This window comes from Streptomyces griseorubiginosus, from assembly GCF_036345115.1.
Classification (GTDB): Bacteria; Actinomycetota; Actinomycetes; order Streptomycetales; family Streptomycetaceae; genus Streptomyces; species Streptomyces griseorubiginosus_C.
In genome coordinates, this window is sequence record NZ_CP107766.1 from 2,844,837 (window position 1) to 2,864,325 (window position 19,489).

At 71.3% G+C, this 19,489-nt stretch carries 14 protein-coding genes; 2 read left to right on the forward strand and 12 right to left on the reverse strand.

The window, feature by feature from the left end; all coding sequences use genetic code 11:
- Positions 1-6: 6 nt before the first annotated feature.
- The 6 genes from serA to OHN19_RS12660 all read right to left on the reverse strand — a co-directional run bounded on the left by serA (position 7) and on the right by OHN19_RS12660 (position 9,890).
- The gene (gene serA / locus OHN19_RS12635; RefSeq protein WP_330264288.1) at positions 7-1,596 is read right to left on the reverse strand and encodes a phosphoglycerate dehydrogenase; all 1,590 of its coding nucleotides are present in this window, start codon (positions 1,594-1,596) and stop codon (positions 7-9) included.
- 233 nt (positions 1,597-1,829) lie between these two features.
- Entirely contained in the window at positions 1,830-2,828 is a 999-nt protein-coding gene (gene ilvC / locus OHN19_RS12640) for a ketol-acid reductoisomerase (RefSeq protein WP_037712202.1), read from the reverse strand.
- Between the two features lie 117 nt (positions 2,829-2,945).
- Entirely contained in the window at positions 2,946-3,473 is a 528-nt protein-coding gene (gene ilvN / locus OHN19_RS12645; protein ID WP_037712203.1) for an acetolactate synthase small subunit, read from the reverse strand.
- 21 nt (positions 3,474-3,494) lie between these two features.
- The gene (locus tag OHN19_RS12650; RefSeq protein ID WP_330264289.1) at positions 3,495-5,339 is read right to left on the reverse strand and encodes an acetolactate synthase large subunit; all 1,845 of its coding nucleotides are present in this window, start codon (positions 5,337-5,339) and stop codon (positions 3,495-3,497) included.
- A gap of 207 nt (positions 5,340-5,546) precedes the next feature.
- A complete protein-coding gene (locus tag OHN19_RS12655) occupies positions 5,547-8,543 on the reverse strand; it encodes a putative bifunctional diguanylate cyclase/phosphodiesterase (protein WP_330264290.1) in 2,997 nt (998 codons plus the stop codon).
- Positions 8,544-8,927: 384 nt separating this feature from the next.
- Positions 8,928-9,890 (reverse strand): 2-hydroxyacid dehydrogenase, encoded by a 963-nt coding sequence (locus OHN19_RS12660; protein WP_330264291.1) that lies wholly within the window; start codon positions 9,888-9,890, stop codon positions 8,928-8,930.
- Positions 9,891-9,964: 74 nt separating this feature from the next.
- Here OHN19_RS12660 and OHN19_RS12665 point away from each other — a divergent pair, with 74 nt between their 5' ends.
- Positions 9,965-10,963: an aldo/keto reductase gene (locus OHN19_RS12665; protein WP_330264292.1), complete on the forward strand. Its 999-nt coding sequence runs from the start codon at positions 9,965-9,967 to the stop codon at positions 10,961-10,963.
- A 105-nt stretch (positions 10,964-11,068) separates the two neighbouring features.
- On the forward strand, positions 11,069-12,244 hold the full coding sequence (locus tag OHN19_RS12670; RefSeq protein WP_330264293.1) for a PQQ-dependent sugar dehydrogenase: 1,176 nt from the start codon (positions 11,069-11,071) through the stop codon (positions 12,242-12,244).
- Here OHN19_RS12670 and OHN19_RS12675 read toward each other — a convergent pair.
- The 6 genes from OHN19_RS12675 to OHN19_RS12700 all read right to left on the reverse strand — a co-directional run bounded on the left by OHN19_RS12675 (position 12,237) and on the right by OHN19_RS12700 (position 19,489).
- On the reverse strand, positions 12,237-12,455 hold the full coding sequence (locus OHN19_RS12675; protein WP_330264294.1) for a DUF6191 domain-containing protein: 219 nt from the start codon (positions 12,453-12,455) through the stop codon (positions 12,237-12,239). The genes OHN19_RS12670 and OHN19_RS12675 overlap by 8 nt on opposite strands.
- A gap of 35 nt (positions 12,456-12,490) precedes the next feature.
- Positions 12,491-15,550 carry a helix-turn-helix transcriptional regulator gene (locus OHN19_RS12680; protein ID WP_330269591.1) on the reverse strand — a complete coding sequence of 1,020 codons (3,060 nt, stop codon included), beginning with the start codon at positions 15,548-15,550 and terminating at the stop codon, positions 12,491-12,493.
- 140 nt (positions 15,551-15,690) lie between these two features.
- On the reverse strand, positions 15,691-15,933 hold the full coding sequence (locus tag OHN19_RS12685; protein ID WP_391195247.1) for a hypothetical protein: 243 nt from the start codon (positions 15,931-15,933) through the stop codon (positions 15,691-15,693).
- A gap of 142 nt (positions 15,934-16,075) precedes the next feature.
- Positions 16,076-16,657 carry a hypothetical protein gene (locus OHN19_RS12690; protein WP_330264295.1) on the reverse strand — a complete coding sequence of 194 codons (582 nt, stop codon included), beginning with the start codon at positions 16,655-16,657 and terminating at the stop codon, positions 16,076-16,078.
- Between the two features lie 35 nt (positions 16,658-16,692).
- Complete coding sequence (locus OHN19_RS12695; RefSeq protein ID WP_330264296.1) at positions 16,693-17,268, reverse strand: GNAT family protein; 576 nt, start codon at positions 17,266-17,268, stop codon at positions 16,693-16,695.
- The gene (locus OHN19_RS12700) at positions 17,246-19,489 is read right to left on the reverse strand and encodes an MMPL family transporter (protein ID WP_330264297.1); all 2,244 of its coding nucleotides are present in this window, start codon (positions 19,487-19,489) and stop codon (positions 17,246-17,248) included. Before OHN19_RS12700 ends, OHN19_RS12695 begins: the two co-directional genes overlap by 23 nt.

The following is a 19,489-nucleotide window of genomic DNA, read 5'->3' on the forward strand; positions in this document are numbered from 1 at the left end:
CAGATGTCAGACCAGGTTCACCGCACGAGCCGACGTGGCGCCGATCTCCTCGGCGACCTCGGTCAGCACCCCGGCGGGAACCGTGTCGTCCACCGTGAGAACCGCCAGCGCCTCGCCACCGGCGATCGCCCGCGACACCTGCATACCGGCGATGTTGATCCCGGCCTCGCCGAAGATCCGCCCGACCGTACCGACGACGCCCGGCCGGTCCTCGTACTTGAGGACGACCATGTGGTCGGCGAGCGCGAGGTCCACGTCGTACTCGCCGACGGCGACGATCTTCTGGAGGTGCTTCGGCCCGGCCAGCGTGCCGGAGACCGACACCTCCTCGCCGCTGCCGAGCGTGCCGCGCACGGTGACGACATTGCGGTGGTCGGCCGACTCGGAGCTGGTCGTCAGCCGCACCTCGACGCCGCGCTCCTGCGCGAACAGCGGGGCGTTGACGTACGACACCGTCTCGTCGACGACGTCCTCGAAGACACCCTTGAGGGCGCTGAGCTCCAGCACCTTCACGTCGTGCTGGGTGATCTCGCCGTACACCTCGACGTCGAGACGGACCGCGACCTCACCGGCCAGCGCGGTGAAGATGCGGCCGAGGCGCTCGGCGAGCGGCAGGCCCGGCTTGACGTCCTCGGCGATGACACCGCCCTGGACGTTGACCGCGTCCGGCACGAGCTCACCGGCGAGGGCGAGGCGCACCGAGCGGGCGACGGCGATACCGGCCTTCTCCTGGGCCTCGTCGGTGGAGGCACCGAGGTGCGGGGTGGCGACGACCTGGTCGAACTCGAACAGCGGGGAGTCCGTGCAGGGCTCCTTCGCGTACACGTCGAGACCGGCACCGGCGACCCGGCCCTCCTTGAGGGCGGAGTACAGCGCCTCCTCGTCGACGATCCCGCCACGGGCCGCGTTGACGATCCGCACGCTCGGCTTGACCTTGCGCAGCGCCTCGTCGCCGATGAGGCCGACGGTCTCGGGGGTCTTGGGGAGGTGGACGGTGATGAAGTCGGAGACCTCGAGCAGCTCGTCCAGTGACAGCACCTTGACGCCCATCTGGGCGGCGCGGGCGGGCTGGATGTAGGGGTCGTAGGCGACGACCTTCATGCCGAACCCGGACATGCGCTGGGCGACGAGCGCGCCGATGCGGCCGAGGCCGACGACACCGAGGGTCTTCTCGGCCAGCTCCACACCCGTGTACTTGCTGCGCTTCCACTCGCCGTTCTTCAGCGCGGCGTTGGCCTGCGGGATGTGGCGGGCGGTGGCGACGAGCAGACCGCAGGCCAGCTCGGCGGCGGTCACGATGTTCGAGGTGGGGGCGTTGACGACCATCACGCCGGCCTTGGTGGCGGCGGAGACGTCGACGTTGTCCAGGCCGACGCCGGCTCGTGCGACGACCTTCAGCTTGTTCGCGGCGGCGATGGCCTCGGCGTCCACCTTGGTGGCGGAGCGGATCAGGATCGCGTCGACGTCGGCGATGGCGGGCAGCAGCTCAGCCCGGTCGGCGCCGTTGCAGTGCCGGATCTCGAAGTCCGGCCCAAGCGCGTCCACGGTCGCGGGCGACAGCTCTTCAGCGATGAGTACGACAGGTTTCGAGCTCACGTGAGTCCTCACAAGTCCAATGCGTGCGGACGGCCGTCCCGACGGCCGCAGGCGGTGGAGGGTACTGGCCGCGTGGAAGCGCACGACGCTGTGGGCCTGACGCGTATGTTGTGCGCCAGTGTAGTGGCGCGGTGGGGGGCGTATTGCGCCTCCGCGGAAGGATCACCCGGACGTGATCCGCCGGGTTGGACAACGGGACCGGAGCTGACCGCTCCGGTCCCGTCACCTGAGGCTTACGCCTCCTCGTCGACCCAGCTCATCAGCTTGCGGAGCTGCTTGCCGGTGGTCTCCAGCAGGTGCTCGGAGTCCTGCTGCTTGTACTCGTTGTACTTCTTCAGGCCGCCGTGGTACTCGGCCATCCACTCGCGGGCGAAGGTGCCGTCCTGGATCTCGGCGAGGACCTTCTTCATCTCGGCCTTGGTGGCGTCCGTGATGATCCGCGGACCCGTGACGTAGTCGCCCCACTCGGCGGTCTCGGAGATCGACCAGCGCATCTTCTCCAGGCCGCCCTCGTACATGAGGTCGACGATGAGCTTCAGCTCGTGCAGGCACTCGAAGTACGCGATCTCCGGCTGGTAGCCGGCCTCGGTCAGCGTCTCGAAACCGGCCTTGACCAGCGCGGCCGTACCACCGCAGAGAACGGCCTGCTCACCGAACAGGTCGGTCTCGGTCTCCTCGGTGAAGGTCGTCTTGATGACACCCGCGCGGGTGCCGCCGATGCCCTTGGCGTACGACAGCGCGAGCGCGAAGGCGTTGCCGGACGCGTCCTGCTCGACGGCCGCGATACACGGAACGCCGCGGCCCTCCTCGTACTGGCGGCGGACGAGGTGGCCCGGGCCCTTGGGGGCGACCATGCAGACGTCGACGTTCGCCGGGGGCTTGATGAAGTCGAAGCGGATGTTCAGGCCGTGGCCGAAGAACAGCGCGTCGCCGTCGTTCAGGTTGTCCTTGATGGACTCCTCGTAGACCTGGGCCTGGATCGGGTCCGGGACCAGGATCATGATGACGTCGGCCTCGGCGGCGGCCTCGGACGGCGTCACCACGCGCAGGCCCTGCTCCTCGGCCTTGGCCTTGGACTTGGAGCCCTCGTGCAGACCGACACGCACGTCGACACCCGAGTCACGGAGCGACAGCGCGTGGGCGTGGCCCTGGCTGCCGTAACCGATGACCGCGACCTTGCGGCCCTGGATGATGGACAGGTCGGCGTCGGCGTCGTAGAACAGCTCGGCCACTTTGGGTTCTCTCCTTGAGTGCAGGTGTTGCGTCCCACCGTATGACGGCGGGGTGGGATGAAGTCTCGGGGTCTCGGTATACGGGCGGCGGCCGGAACCGCCGCCCGGACGCACCGGTTACGCGCTTCGGTCGAGGGCGCGCAGCGAGCGGTCCGTGATGGAGCGGGCGCCGCGGCCGATCGCGATGGTGCCGGACTGGACCAGCTCCTTGATGCCGAAGGGCTCGAGCATCTTCAGCATCGCGGACAGCTTGTCGCTGGAGCCGGTGGCCTCGATCGTGACGGCCTCCGGGGAGACGTCGACGGTCTTGGCGCGGAACAGCTGGACGATCTCGACGATCTGGGAGCGCGTCTCGTTGTCGGCGCGCACCTTCACCAGAACGAGTTCGCGCTGAACGGCGGAACCCGGCTCCAGTTCGACGATCTTCAGGACGTTGACGAGCTTGTTGAGCTGCTTGGTCACCTGCTCCAGCGGCAGTTCGTCGACCACGCTGACCACGATCGTGATCCGGGAGATCTCGGGGTGCTCGGTGACACCGACCGCGAGCGAGTCGATGTTGAACCCGCGGCGGGAGAACAGGGCGGCGATCCGGGCCAGGATGCCCGGGGTGTTCTCCACCAGGACGGAGAGCGTGTGCTTGGACATGATCTGCTTCCTTTACGGCTCTCAGTCGTCTTCGTTGTCGCCGAAGTCGGGGCGGACGTCCCGGGCGGCCATGATCTCGTCGTTGGAGGTGCCGGCGGCGACCATCGGCCACACCATCGCGTCCTCGTGGACGATGAAGTCGATGACGACGGGGCGGTCGTTGATGGAGTTGGCCTCTTCGATGACCTTGTCCAGGTCCTCCGGGCGCTCACACCGCAGGCCGACGCAGCCCATCGCCTCGGACAGCTTCACGAAGTCCGGCACGCGCGTGCCCTTCGCGTCCGGGTTGATGTCCTCCGGGCCGCTGTGCAGCACGGTGTTGGAGTAGCGCTGGTTGTAGAAGAGGGTCTGCCACTGGCGGACCATCCCGAGGGCGCCGTTGTTGATGATGGCGACCTTGATCGGGATGTTGTTCAGGGCGCAGGTGGTGAGCTCCTGGTTGGTCATCTGGAAGCAGCCGTCGCCGTCGATCGCCCAGACGGTGTTGCCCGGGGCTCCGGCCTTGGCGCCCATCGCGGCCGGGACCGCGTAGCCCATGGTTCCGGCGCCGCCGGAGTTCAGCCAGGTCGCGGGCTTCTCGTACTGGATGAAGTGCGCGGCCCACATCTGGTGCTGGCCGACGCCCGCGGCGAAGATCGTGCCCTCGGGGGCGAGCTGTCCGATCCGCTCGATGACCTGCTGCGGGGAGAGCGAGCCGTCGGCGGGCAGGTCGTAGCCGAGCGGGTAGGTCTCGCGCCACCGGGACAGGTCCTTCCACCAGGCGCTGTAGTCGCCCTGGTGGCCCTCGCTGTGCTCCTTCTGGACGGCCTGGACGAGGTCGGCGATGACCTCGCGGGCGTCACCGACGATCGGCACGTCGGCGGCACGGTTCTTGCCGATCTCGGCCGGGTCGATGTCGGCGTGGACGATCTTGGCGTGCGGGGCGAAGCTGTCCAGCTTGCCGGTGACGCGGTCGTCGAAACGGGTACCGAGGGCGACGATCAGGTCGGCCTTCTGCAGCGCGGTGACGGCGGTGACCGAACCGTGCATGCCCGGCATTCCCACGTGCAGCGGGTGGCTGTCGGGGAACGCTCCGAGCCCCATCAGGGTGGTGGTGACGGGGGCTCCGGTGAGTTCTGCGAGGACCTTCAGCTCGGCGGTGGCGCCGGCCTTGATGACACCGCCGCCGACGTAGAGGACGGGCCGCTTCGCCTGGGTGATCAGCTTGGCGCCCTCGCGGATCTGCTTGGCGTGCGGCTTGGTCACCGGGCGGTAGCCGGGCAGGTCCATGACCGGCGGCCAGGAGAACGTCGTCTTCGCCTGGAGCGCGTCCTTGGCGATGTCGACCAGGACCGGGCCGGGGCGGCCGGTGGAGGCGATGTGGAAGGCCTGCGCGATGACCCGCGGGATGTCCTCGGCCTTGGTGACGAGGAAGTTGTGCTTGGTGATCGGCATGGTGATGCCGACGATGTCCGCCTCCTGGAAGGCGTCCGTGCCGATCGCCTTGGAGGCCACCTGGCCGGTGATCGCCACGAGCGGCACCGAGTCCATGTGGGCGTCCGCGATCGGCGTCACCAGGTTGGTCGCACCCGGACCCGAGGTCGCCATGCAGACGCCGACCTTGCCGGTGGCCTGTGCGTAACCGGTGGCCGCGTGGCCCGCGCCCTGCTCGTGCCGGACCAGGACGTGGCGCACCCGGGTGGAGTCCATCAGCGGGTCGTACGCCGGAAGGATGGCACCGCCGGGAATGCCGAACACCGTCTCGGCGCCCACCTCCTCGAGAGAGCGGATGAGGGACTGCGCGCCCGTGACGTGCTCGGGGGCGGACTGCTGTCCTCCGGATCGGGGCCGCGGCTGCGGATGGGCCCCGGTGGCCTGCTCGGTCATCGTCATTCTCTTCTCGATGCTGAGGGTGTGAAGCTGAGGTGGGGAAGCTGGGCAACAAAAAACCCCTCGTGCCATAAGGCAAGCGAGGGGAGCGCGCCGGGTGGGGATCGCTGAGCGGTCTGTGGCTCAGCGTCAGCCGACGCGCTTTCCAAGTACGAGAATTCGGGTGCGCATGAGACTGACCCTCCCCCCGGCACGCACCCACTGTCAAGTGGGTGGGACGGGAGTCTCATTATGTGAGCGGAGGGTCGTCCCACCACCGAGTACGGCCGTCATGCCTCCGGTGTACACCCCCGCACCGCCACCTGCGAACGCGGGCTCCGCCGGGCCGTGCGGCACCGGGTAGTGCCCCGAGGCCAGCGCCCTGCGCAGCCGGTACTCGTCCAGCGGCCCGGAGAACGCCATGCCCTGTCCATGGGTGCAGCCCATCGCGCGCAGGGCGACCACCTGTTCGGGCAGGTCCACCCCGTCGGCCACGGACTGGAGCCCGAGGTCTCCGGCGATCCTGAGCAGCCCGCTGGTGATCTTGTGCAGTCGCGCGGACTCCACGACGCCCTCGACCAGGCTGCGGTCGAGCTTCAGCACGTCGACGGGGAGTCTGCGCAGCGCGGTGATCGCCGCGTAGCCGCTGCCGAAGCCGTCCAGGGCGATCCGGATGCCGACGCGCCGGAGCGCGGTCAGCCGGCGCTCCAGCTCGTCCAGGGAGACCCTGGGGTCGGCGTCGGAGAGCTCGATGAGCAGTGAGCCGGAGGGCAGTCCGTGCCGGGTCAGCAGGGCCTCCACGGAGCCCAGGGGCAGGGAGCGGTCCAGCAGCCGCTGGGCGTTCATCCGGACCGCGACCGGCACGGTGAGCCCGTTCGCGGCGCGCTCGGCGGCCTGTTCCACGGCCTCCTCCAGGATCCAGCGGCCCAGCTCCTGCGTCCGGTCGCTGTCCTCGGCCACCCGCAGGAACTCGGCGGGCGTGAACAGCACCCCTTGGGAGGACCGCCAGCGCGCCTGGGCGCTGACCGAGGTGATCCGGCCGTCCTCCAGGGACACCACGGGCTGGTGCAGCAGGGCGAACTCGCCGTCGTGCAGCGCGGCACGCAGGCGCGTGGCCAGCTCCGCCTTCCGTACGACGTCCTGCTGCATCTGGGGTGCGTACAGCTCGACGCGGCCCTTGCCGCCCGCCTTGGCGCGGTACATCGCCAGGTCCGCGTTGCGCAGGATCTCGCCCGCGCCGAGGCCGGGTTCGGCGAAGGCGACGCCGATGGAGGCGGCGACCCGGACATCGTTGCCGTCGATGAGGTAGGGCTGCGAGAGGGTGATCCTGAGGCGGTCGGCGAGCTCCAGGATGTTGCCCTCGCGGGCGGTGCGGTCGCGGGTGCCGTCCCCGACGATCAGGGCGGCGAACTCGTCCCCGCCGAGCCGGGACGCGGTGTCGCCGTGCCGGACGGCGTCCTGGAGTCTGCGGGCGGCCTGGACGAGCAGTTCGTCCCCGGCCTGGTGGCCGATCGTGTCGTTGACGGCCTTGAAGCCGTCCAGGTCGATGAAGAGGACGGCGGTGCCGCGGTCGGAGGAGCGGCGGCCGGACAGGGCCTGCTGGACGCGCTGGGTGAACAGGGCGCGGTTGGGCAGGTCGGTGAGCGGGTCGTGCTCGGCGTTGTGCTGGAGCTGCGCCTGGAGGCGCACTCTTTCGGTCACGTCCCGGCTGTTGAAGATCAGGCCGCCGTGATGGCGGTTGACGGTGGACTCGACGTTGAGCCAGCCGCCGTCGCCGGACCGGAAGCGGCACTCGATGCGGGTGGTGGGCTCTTCGAGGGGGTTGGCGGCGAGGAAACGGCGCACCTCGTGCACCACGCAGCCCAGGTCCTCCGGGTGGATGAGGCCGGCCAGTTCGGTGCCCACCAGGTCCTCGGCCGGGCGGCCGTAGACACCGGCGGCGGCCGGGGAGACGTACCGGAGGATGCCGTTCGGTGCGGCGATCATGATGACGTCGCTGGAGCCCTGCACCAGGGAGCGGAAGTGGTTCTCCTTCTGCGCGAGTTCCTGGGTGAGGGTGATGTTGTCGAGCAGCATGATCCCCTGGCGCACCACGAGGGCGAGCACGACGGTGCCACCGGTGAGCAGCACCACGCGGTCCACGCTGCGGCCGTTGAGGACGTTGTAGAGGATGCCCAGGGTGCAGACCGCGGCCGCCAGGTAGGGGGTGAGCGCGGCCAGTGACCCGGTGATGGGGCGGGTGGCCGGATACCGGCTGTGATCACCGCCCGGGGCGCCCTGTGCGGAGGGGTGGTGCTGGATCCCGAACCGGTGCCTGGGCAGGTGTTCGTGGACCACGCGGGTGCGCCCGGCCGGCGGCTGCCGTTCGCCGTCCGCGCGCCGGGGTGCGGCCCAGGGGGCGTAGGCGAGGAGCAGGGAGCCGGCGAACCAGCCCGCGTCCAGCAGCTGGCCCGAGCGGTAGTTGTTGTGGAGCAGCGGCGAGGTGAACAGGGCGTCGCACATCACGGTCAGGGCGAGTGCGCCGATCGCGGTGTTCACCGCGGTGCGGTTGACCGCCGAGCGCCGGAAGTGCAGCGCGAGCACCATGCTGACGAGGGCGATGTCCAGCATGGGATACGCCAGCGACAGCGCGGTGTGCGCGACGCTGGGTCCCTCGGACTTCGCCGCCTGGGCGAGGGCGAGGCTCCACGACAGCGTGAGCAGCGAGCCGCCGATCAGCCAGGCGTCGAGGCCCAGGCAGACCCAACCGGCCTTGGTGACCGGGCGCTTGGCGAGGACCAGCAGGCCCACGATGGCCGGTGGCGCGAAGCAGAGGAAGAAGCCGTCGGCGTAGGAGGGGCTGGGGACGGGCCGTCCCAGGACGACCTCGTACCACCCCCAGACCAGGTTGCCGAGGGCCGCCATCGCCGAGGAGAGCGCGAAGAGCAGCCAGGCGGGTCGAAAGCGGACCCGACGGCCGCGGGCGTAGAGGAAGCAGGACACGGCGGCGGTGCCGGCCGCGGCGCTCAGCCCGAAGTCGCCCATGATCAGGGCGGCTTCGGGCGAGCCCCAGCCGAGCGCGGAACCGACGGCGTAGCCCGCGCAGACCAGGGCGAGGAGGAGTTGGTGGACCAGGCTCGTCCCACCGCGGGAGGCCGGCGGCCGGGAGGGCAGCACCCCCCGCGCGCGGGGGGCCCGCAACGCTCCGTCGAGGGTGGTCGTGGGAGACGGGGGCGAGCTCACCGGGCCCTCCCGGTCCGCGCCGCTCCGGGGTCCCGGGGGTCCGGGTGCGCCGGGTGCGCATGCCTCCTGCGGCTGTTGTGCCTGCGGTGGTGATGGCTGTGGTGGCCGCCGTGGTGACCGCGTCTGCGCGCGGCTGTCTGCCAGGGTCGCCGCCGGCGGCTCCGCCGCGTCGGATCGCTCGTCCATAGGCCGTGCATCGCCCGTCGCCCCCCTCACAGTCTGCAATGTCCATCCCCGGCGCCGAACGGTGCGCGGCGCAGCCCCTGTCGGGACGATACACCAGTCTCGTCACTCAGGGACATAGTTCCTCTACGCTCCGTGACGACCAGGGGAGTTGGGAGCACGGACCGCGTCCGAAAGGTTGCGGAGGGTACCGAAAACGGACTATGCGTCTGCCGTGCCCGTCGTAAGGATCACGTTGCGCAGGGGCTCGTGGTTCACGAAACGGTGCAACTGGTCCGCCAGGAGCCTCTTGGCCCGGGGCAGGAAGGCGGAGGTGGGTCCGCCGACGTGCGGACTGATGAGGAGGCCCGGCGCCTGCCAGAGAGGGTGCCCCGAGGGCAGCGGCTCGGGGTCGACCACGTCCAGGGCGGCGGTGATGCGCCCGGTCTCCAGTTCCGCGAGCAGCGCCTTGGTGTCGACGACCGGGCCGCGGGCGACGTTCACCAGCAGGGCGCCGTCCTTCATCCGGGCCAGGAACTCCGCGTCCACCAGACCGCGCGTGGTGTCGTTCAGCGGGGTGGAGAGGATGACGACGTCCGCCTCGGGGAGCAGTGCGGGCAGGTCGGTGAGCGGGTGCACCGGGCCGCGCTCCGTGGTGCGCGCGGAGCGCGCGACGCGCGCCACCCGCGCGACCTCGAAGGGCACGAGCCGGTCCTCGATCGCGGCGCCGATCGCGCCGTAGCCGACGACGAGCACGTTCTTGTCGGCGAGCGCGGGATGGAAGTCGCCCTGCCAGCGCTCCTGTTGCTGGGCCCGGACGAAGCCGGGGATGCCGCGCAGGGACGCGAGGGTCAGGGTGAGGGCCAGCTCGGCGGTGCTCGCCTCGTGCACACCGCGCGCGTTGCAGAGCCGCACGCCCGGCGCCAGGTCCGACAGCCGTGCCATGACGTCGTCGACACCCGCCGTGAGCGTCTGGACCACCTGGAGGTTCGGCATCTGCGCCAGCGGCCGTACCTTGACCGGCTGCCGCTTCATGTACGGCACCACGTACAGGACGCAGTCCGCGGGGTCACCGGGGAACTCCTGAGCGCCGTCCTCACCCCCGTCCCAGAACAGATAGGTGGGCCCTGCGGGGAGCCCTGCGATCTCGTCCGGCGGGATGGGGAGCCACACGTCAGCTGTCATGCCAGGAGGCTATGTCAGGGGCCCGGCGGCCCAGAGGTTAGGTTGGGGGCCGGGATAGGGAGGGTCACGAGCAGGTGGAGCGCAGGACGATCGGCGCGGCGGCGCTCGCGGTGGGAGCCGTCGGACTCGGGTGCATGCCGATGAGCTGGGGCTACAGCGGGTCGCGGCAGCGGGGCGACGAGTCGGTCCGGGCCGTGCACCGGGCCCTCGATCTGGGCTCGACCCTGCTGGACACCGCCGACATGTACGGCCCGTTCACCAACGAGCTGCTGCTGGGGCGGGTGTTGAAGGAGCGGCGTGCGGACGCCTTCGTGTCGACCAAGGTCGGCCTGCTGGTGGGCGAGCAGCACATCGTGGCCAACGGCCGCCCCGGCTATGTGAGACGGGCCTGCGACGCGTCCCTGCGACGGCTCCAGACCGATGTGATCGACCTCTACCAACTGCACCGCGAGGACCCCGAGGTGCCGGTCGAGGAGACCTGGGGCGCGATGGCGGAGCTCGTACAGGCGGGAAAGGTACGGTCGTTGGGGCTGTGCGCGATGGGGGCGCGGGGTGGCCGCCGCTCCGGGACCCGGCTGCACGACGCGACGGTCCGGCAGTTGCGCCGGGTCCAGCAGGTCTTCCCGGTGAGCGCGGTGGAGGCCGAGCTGTCGGTGTGGTCGCGGGAGGCGCTGGAGACGCTGCTGCCGTGGTGCGCGGCGCGCGGCATCGGGTTCCTGGCGGCGATGCCGCTCGGCAACGGCTACCTGACCGGCACCCTCACCCCGGGCGAGGGCTTCGAACCGGACGACGTGCGCGCCCGTCATCCCCGCTTCACCGCCGAGATGATGGCCGCGAACCAGCCGATCGTCTCCGGCCTGCGCCGCGTCGCGGCCCGCCACGGGGAGTCGGTCACCCCGGCCCAGGTGGCCCTGGCCTGGGTCCTGGCCCAGGCACCCCACGTGGTCCCGATACCGGGCGCCAAGCGGGAGCGGTGGGTGACGGAGAACGCGGCGGCGGCGGCCCTGCGCCTGACCGCGCAGGACCTGACGGAGCTGGCGGAACTTCCGGCGGCGCTGGGGTCGTGGGACTGAGCGGGCCGGGCCGGTGGGCACCTCCGTGCATCGCCTCGCGAAGATCGGGAACCTGTGGGGCGCGAGCGGTGTATGACAGGTAGAACCCGCCGCTTCGAAGGGACCATGATCGTGCATCGTCGAGCTGTGACGGCCGTGCTGGCCGCGACCACGCTCCTGCTGACGGCCGGCTGCTCCTCCGACGGCGGAGGAGACGACTCCTCCGGGGCCGGCGCCGGCGCCGCGTCCGGCAGTACGGCTCCGGGCTCCTCCCCCACCCGGCAGGCCGCCGGGGCGACTCCGCCGGCGAAGGGTTCGGTGAAGGTGCTGCGCACGGTCGCCGAGGGCCTCAGGACCCCCTGGGGTCTCGCCCCGCTTCCCGACGGCGACCTGCTCGTCTCCTCCCGCGACGACGGCACGATCCTGAGGGTCGACGGGAAGTCCGGCAAGAAGACCGAGCTGGGCGAGGTGTCCGGGGTCTCCGCGGCGGGCGAGGGCGGTCTCCTCGGCATCGCCCTCTCCCCGGACTACGCCTCCGACCACATGGTGTACGCGTACTTCACCTCCGACTCGGACAACCGCATCGTCAGGATGGTCTACGACGAGCGGAAGGCGTCCGGCGAGCAACTGGGCGCGCCCGACACCGTCTTCAAGGGCATTCCCAAGGGCTTCATCCACAACGGCGGCCGGATCGCCTTCGGCCCCGACAAGATGCTCTACGCGGGCACCGGCGAGAGCGGTAACACCGGTCTGTCCCAGGACCGCGAGTCCCTGGGCGGCAAGATCCTGCGCCTGACCCCGGAGGGCGACGCGGCCCCGGGCAACCCGTTCCCCGGCTCCCCCGTGTACTCCTACGGCCACCGCAATGTGCAGGGCCTCACCTGGGACTCCAAGCAGCGTCTGTTCGCCTCGGAGTTCGGCCAGGACACCTGGGACGAGCTGAACGCGATCAAGCCCGGCGGCAACTACGGCTGGCCGGACGCCGAGGGCAGGTCGGACGACAAGAGGTTCCAGAACCCGACAGCCCAGTGGCACACCGACGACGCCTCCCCCAGCGGTGCCGCCTACGCCGAGGGTTCCGTCTGGATGGCCGGACTCAAGGGACAGCGCCTGTGGCGGATCCCGCTGAACGGCACGGAGGCCTCCGCAGACCCGCAGCCCTTCCTGAAGGGCGAGTACGGCCGGCTGCGCACGGTGGTCTCCGCGGGCGGGGACAAGCTGTGGCTGGTCACCAGCAACACCGACGGCCGGGGCAGCCCGAAGGACGGGGACGACCGGATCCTGGAGATACAGGTCAGCTAGCCGGGCGCTCCTCTTCGTCCTCGGCAGGGGCTCCGGCCGGGTCCTCGTCCCGCTGGGGCAGGCGTACGACGACCTTCCCGGAGGTGAGGTCTATCGGTCCGCGTCCGGGGTCGCCGTCACCGACGTCCTCCCGGGTCAGCTCGAGCCGCTTCTGCTCGTCGTGGGTGTGTTTGCGGCCGGGTGCGAACAGTTCCTCGAACATGTTGAACATACGGCCTCCCCTGCCGGTCCCCTCCACCGTACGCCTCACTCCGTGATCGGCACCTGGAGAGCCTCCTGGGGGAACAGTCCCAGCCGGTGTGCGACGGCCGCGGCCTCGCCCCTTCCGGAGACGGCGAGCTTGGCCAGGATGTTGGAGACGTGGACGCTGGCGGTCTTCGGGGAGATGAAGAGTTCCCCGGCGATCTGGCGGTTGGTGCGGCCGAGGGCGACCAGGCGCAGGACGTCGCGTTCGCGGCCGGTGAGGCCGAGGGAGCGGGCCGGGTCGTCCGGTGCGGGAGCCCGCTCCGCGGTCAGGGTGAGGCGGGCGCGCTGGGCGAGGAGGCCGACCGCGTCGGCGAGGGGCCGGGCGCCGAGGTGCTCGGCGGCGGCGTGGGCGAGGCGCAGGAGTTCGGTGGCCCGGTCGCGGTCGGGCTGCTCGGCGCCCCCGGGTGCGGACAGCAGAGCCTGGGCGAGCCGGTGCCGGACACGGGCGAGATCGTAGGGACGTTCCAGGGGTTCGAAGGCGGTGACGGCCTCGGACCAGTGGTCGGGGGTGTCGGCGCTCTCGGCGCGCAGCAGTTCGGCGCGGAGCCAGCGCTCGTGGGCCAGCCAGACGGGGGCGTTGGTGGCGAGGGGTCTGGCGGCCTCCCGGATGCGGTCGAGGATCTTCGCGCGGCCCTGCTCGGCGACGGGCAGGCCGAGGGAGTCGGCCTCCGTGGTGGCGGCGGTGAGGAGCAGGGGCCAGGCGTAGCGCTGGGTGCCGGGTGGGAAGCCGGTGTCCAGGACGCGTTCGAGGTCGGCGCGGGCGTCCAGGAGGCGTCCTTCGGCCGCGGCGATGCCGATGGCCAGGTCGGAGAGGGGGAGGTCGTGTTGCGGGGTCCGGTCGTGGGAGCCGAAGTAGCCGCGGGCCGCGGTGAGTTGGCGTGCGGCCTCGGGGAGGTCGCCGCGGGCGAGGGCGAGCGTGGCCCGGTTGGCCGCGTGGAAGCCGCGGGGCTGGGCGCCGCGGCCGATGAGTTCGGCCTGGACGGCGGCCTCGGCCGCCTGGTCCCAACGGCCCAGGGAGTAGAGGGACTCGGCGAGATTGCCCCAGATCCAGGCCTCCTTGTCGGACATGCCGTGCGTCCGGGCGTAGCCGAGTCCTTCCTCCAGGATCGGGACGGCTTCCCGGGAGCGGCCGATGGCTTCGAGGGCGTTCGGCAGGTTCACGTAGACGCGGCCGGCGACGGCGGAGAGCCCGTCGTCGAGGGTCTGGCGCAGGATCTCGAACATCTCGGCGAGGCCGGTGTCGACATCGCCGGACTCGACGGCCAGACCCGCGTTGGTGACGCAGGCGTTCATCTCGATCTCGCGGGCACCGACCATCCGCGCGTACTCCACGGCGCGTTCGGCGGCCGTGACGGCCTCGGGGCCGGGGCAGTGCAGCATGGACCAGTTCGCGAAGTTGTACAGCACCTCGGCGTGCACCTCCGAGGGCGGCAGACCGCGGACCAGCTCCTCGGCGGCGGCCAGTTCGGTCCAGCCGTCGCCCCGGGCCAGTCCTTGGACGAGGTGGGAGCGCTGGACCCAGAACCACGCGGCGCGCAGCGGGTCGCCGTCGTCCTCCAGGAGGTGCAGCGCCCGCTTGGCGATCTTCAGGGCGCGTTCCCGTTCGCCGCCCAGGCGTCCGGCCACGGCGGCCTCCGCCATCAGGTCGAGGTAGCGCAGCGGGGTGGTGGCGGGGTCGCAGCCGCAGGGAGGGTAGACCTCGGTGTAGTCGACGGGGCGCAGGGCGTCCCGGACGTCCTCGGGGGTGGTGTCCCACAGCTCCATCGCGCGTTCCAGAAGCCGGAGTTGCTCGGAGTAGGCGTGCCGGCGGCGGGCGGCGACAGCGGCGTCCAGGACGGCGGGCAGTGCCTTGGCGGGGTCATGGGCGTGGTACCAGTAGCTGGCCAGGCGCATGACGCGTTCGTCGGCGGGGACCAGCGTGGGGTCGGCCTCCAGGGCTTCGGCGTAGCGCCGGTTGAGGCGGGAGCGTTCGCCGGGCAGCAGGTCGTCGGCGACGGCCTCGCGGACCAGGGAGTGCCGGAAGCGGTAGCCGTCGCCGTCGGGCGCGGGGCTGAGGATGTTGGCGTTGACGGCGGCCCGCAGCGCCTCGATGAGGTCGTCCTCGGCGAGCCCGGTGACGGCGGCCAGCAGTCGGTACTCCACGGTGGAGCCGCCCTCGGCGACGACCCTGGCGACCCGCTGGGTGCGCTCGGGCAGGCTCTCCACGCGGACCAGGAGCAGATCGCGCAGCGAGTCGGTGAGGCCGGTGCCGCAGCCCTCGGTGGCGCAGACGGCGAGTTCCTCGACGAAGAAGGCGTTGCCGTCGGAGCGTTCGAAGATGTCGTCGACCTGGGCGGGTTCCGGTTCGGTGGCGAGGATGCCGGCTATCTGGCGGCTCACCTCGTCCCGGGTGAAGCGGCCGAGTTCGATGCGGTGGACCGTGCGCAGCCGGTCGAGTTCGGCGAGCAGGGGGCGCAGCGGATGGCGGCGGTGGATGTCGTCGGCGCGGTAGGTGGCGAGGACGACCAGGCGGCCGGTGCGCAGGGTGCGGAAGAGGTAGGCGAGGAGGTGGCGGGTGGAGGCGTCGGCCCAGTGCAGGTCCTCCAGGGCGACGACCACGGTGCGTTCGGCGGCGACCCGTTCCAGGAGGCGTGCGGTGAGTTCGAAGAGGCGGGCCAGGCTCTCCTCGTCGTGCCGGCTTGTGCCGCGGGCGGGGAGGGCCTCGCCCATCTCGGGGAGCAGCCGGGCCAGTTCCTCCTCCTGACCCGCGGCCGCGGCGGCGAGTTCGTCGGGCAGGGCCCGACGCAGGGCGCGCAGCGCGGTGGAGAAGGGGGCGAAGGGCAGTCCGTCGGCGCCGATCTCGACGCAGCCGCCGAGGGCGACGACCGCGCCCTGCCGGCAGGCCGCGGTGGCGAACTCCTCGACGAGCCGGGTCTTGCCGACGCCGGCCTCCCCGCCGAGCAGCAACGCCTGCGGCTCGCCCGCGGCGGCACGGGCGAGCGCTTCGTTCAGGCTGTTCAGTTCTTCGGTGCGGCCGACGAACACGGGACTGACGGACCTGGTCTGCACAGGCCCGAGCATGACACGCGGGTCGGACGGCGGGGCACCCGTTTTCGGGGCGGGCCGGGTGTCCCGGCCCGCCCCGGTCACCGGGAGGACGGCCGCGGTGGTGACCGCGGGGACGGGCAGAGCCGTACGGCCGTCCTCCCTCCCCCCGGCGCTCACGCCGTGCGGAGGAACCGGTGCCGGCGGGGGCGGCCGGTATGCGAATCGGTCTCCGCGGAGCGTTCGGCGGCTTCGCGGCGGGCGGCGCGGCGGCCCCGCAGGGTCTCGCGGACGAGCCGCTCGTTCTCGGCCTGGCGGAGGAGTTCGGCGGAGCGGTACTGGGAGAGCTCGTACTCGGGATACATGGCGTCGTCCTCGTGGGAGTCGGTGGTGGGCTTCGCTTTCTGCGATGCCTCCACTGTCGTCTCCGAGGGGGGTCCGCCACATCGGGAGAGTTCCGCATCTTGGGGGCCCGGAGGGGCCTTAGACGCGCGGGAGGGGCCTCAGGGGCTCCGTAAGGTACCTACGGATGCCCTGAGGCCCCTCGGGACCTGCGGTTGTTCAGCCGGCGGAGGGCAGGTCCAGCAGGGCGCCCGTGTACTTGAGGACGGCCAGGAGCAGGCCGACGACCCCGAGCGCGACACCGCCCCAGGCGACGGACTTGATCCACCCGGCCTGTGGCTTGCCGGGGGCGCCAAAGGCGGGCCGGGCGAGCACGGCGACACCGACGACCAGGGCGCACAGCGCGAAGACGCCGCCCCAGAGCGCGGTGGCCTTCCAGGCGTCGCCGTAGCCCTCGTCGAGGAGCTTGGCCACGTCGGAGGAGGTCGCGGTCTGCGCGTGCAGCTGGCCGATGAGCGACTGCCGCGCGGAGGCCACGGTGCCGATCCAGCTGCCGGTCAGCGAGACCAGGCCCAGCGCCGCGGAGACGACCGCGCCCGCGCCCTGGCCGACGCCGGTCGGGCCCTCCTCCTGGGTGGCCTCGGGCAACTCGTCCTCGTGGTCTGCGGTGATGTCGTCGTCGGCCGCGATGGCCTCCGTCTCCGTCACCTCGTCGGTCTTGGCGACGCTCACCTTCTCCTGGTCGGTCGTGGCCTTGGCGCCCGTCTCGGCGCCGGTCTCGTCAGCTGTCTTCGTTCCCATGTCGGGCACCGTACGGATCCTGTCTGAGAGGGTTCTTAATGATCGTTCCGGGCTGCACGCGCGCGTGCCTCACGCCACTCGGGGGCGAGAACCGACCACACCTCGAGGTCGTGCCGTACGCCACGATAGGGGTGCGCCTCCCGGTGGACTCCGTCGCGGGTCATTCCCAGGCGCCGGGCCACGTTGATGCTGGGGGTGTTCCCGGACGCGGCGATCCATTCGATCCGGTGGGCGCCGCGCTCCTCGACGACCCAGTCGATCAGGACGCGCATGGCACGGGTGATCAGGCCGCGTCCGGTCGCGGCGGGCTCCAGCCAGCAGCCGACCTCGCAGTTGCCCCGCTCGGCGTCGAAGTTCAGGGTGAGCACCCCGCCGACGAGCTTCCCGTCCAGCCAGATGCCGTGGTAGCCGCCGGTGTCCTCGGCGCGCATCCGGGCGTAGCGCTCGAGCGTCTCGCGTGCGGAGGCCAGGTCGACGACCTGGGAGCCGAAGGGGATGAACTGTCCGATGAACTCGCGGCCGCGCTCCAGGTTGGCCAGGAACTCCTCCGCGTGCCAGGGCTCCAGGGGCCGCAGTTCGGCGCCGTCCTCACCCAGGGATATCGCGTACATCCTCGTCCCGCTCCCTCTCCATCTGCTCCACGACGTCCTGCTCCACGACTTCGGTGAGCCTCTCATGCGCGGCGCGGCACTCGGGCGGCTCGATGCTGATGCGGGGCATCCGGCGGTCCAGCCAGCCGGGCAGCCACCAGTTGGCGCCGCCGAGCAGGTGCATGAGGGCGGGGACGAGAAGGGTGCGCAGGACGAAGGCGTCGAGGGCCACGGCGGCGGCGAGCGCGATGCCGAACATGGCGATCACGCGGTCGCCGCTGAGCACGAAGGCGAGGAAGACGGAGATCATGATGACCGCGGCGGAGTTGATGACCCGGCTGGTCTCGGCGAGGCCCACGCGCACGGCCCGCCGGTTGTCGCCGGTCTCCAGCCACTCCTCGTACATCCGGCTGACCAGGAAGACCTGGTAGTCCATGGAGAGCCCGAAGAGCACCGAGACCATGATCACGGGGAGGAAGGGTTCGATGGGGCCGGCGCGGCCGAGCCCGAGCAGTTCGCTCCCCCAGCCCCACTGGAAGATCGCGACGACCACTCCGAAGGCGGCGGCGACCGCGGCGACGTTCATCGCGGCGGCCTTCAGCGGGATGCCGACGGACCGGAAGGCGAGCAGGAGCAGCAGACAGCCCAGGCCGATGACGACGCCCACGAACAGGGGCAGCTTGCCGACGATGACGTCCGCGAAGTCGTCGTACGACGCCGTCATGCCGCCGACGTGGATGTCGAGGGTGGTGCCGGTCTCGGCGCGGGGCAGCACCTCGGTGCGCAGCCGCTCGACGAGGTCGCTGGTCTGCTGGGACTGCGGGGCGGAGTCGGGGACGATCGTGAAGTAGGCGAGGTCGCCGCCGCTGTCGTAGCTCACCGGGGTGGTGGACGCGATGCCCTTGGTGGTGCGGATGGTCGCGTCGAGGTTGTCGAGGAGCAGTTTGTCCTCGGCGCCGTCGACACGAGTCACCAGGGTGAGGGGGCCGTTGACGCCGGGTCCGAAGCCGTCCGCGAGGAGGTCGTAGGCCTGCCGGGTGGTGGCGGACTCGGGGCCGTTGCCCTGGTCGGAGGTGCCGAGGCGCAGGCCCAGGGTGGGCAGGGCGAGGACGGTGATCACCACCAGGGCGATCGCGCCGAGCAGCTTGGGGTGCCGTTCCACGAACGCGGACCAGCGGTGGGCGAACCCGGTGGGCAGTTCCGGCTCGGGGCCGTGCTCGGCGAGGCGGCGCCGCTCGCGCCGGCTCAGGGCCCGCATGCCGATGAGGGAGAGCAGGGCGGGCAGCAGGGTCACGGAGGCGGCGACGGTGAGGACCACGGTCAGGGAGGCGGCTATCGCGACGCCGTTGAGGAAGCCGAGCCGCAGGATCAGCATGCCCAGCAGGGCGATGCAAACCGTGGCACCTGCGAAGACGACCGCGCGCCCTGTGGTGGTGACGGCGTTCTCGACGGCCTCGGTGACGGTCAGGCCGCGTTTCAGCCCGCGCCGGTGTCTGGTGACGATGAACAGCGCGTAGTCGATGCCGACGCCGAGACCGATCAGCATGCCGAGCATGGGCGCGAAGTCGGCGACGGTCATGGCGTGCCCGAGGAGCACGATCCCGGCGTAGGCGGTGCCCACCCCGACCAGGGCGGTGGCGATGGGCAGCAGCGAGGCGGCGAGCGAGCCGAAGGCGAGGAACAGCACCAGGGCGGCCACGAGCACGCCGACGATCTCGGCGAGGTGCCCGCCCGAGGACTCGGTGAGGGCGATGGCGCTGCCGCCCAGCTCGACCTGGAGTCCGTCGGCCTCGGCGTCCTTGGCGGTGTCCACCACGGCCCGCGCCTCGGACTTGTCGATGTCCTCGGCGGAGTGGGAGAAGGTGACGCCGGCGTAGGCGGTGTGTCCGTCGGCGCTGATCAGACCGCTGCCCGCGGAGTCGTACGGGCTGACCACGGAGGCCACCCCGGGCAGCTCCGCGATCTTGTCGAGGGTCATGGTCATCGTCTGTTCGACGTCGGCGTCGCGGACGGAGCCCGAGTCGACGTGCCAGACGACGGTGTCGCTGTCGCCGCCGAGGTTCGGGAAGCCCTCCTGGAGCAGCTGGGTGGCGCGGCCCGACTCGGTGCCCGGGACCTCGTAGTCGTTGGAGTACGCGGAGCCGGTGACGGCGGCGGCCGCGCTCACTCCGCCCAGGGCGAGGAGCCACAGGAGGACGACGACCAGGCGTCGCCTGACACACCAGCGTGCGAGGGCTGCCAC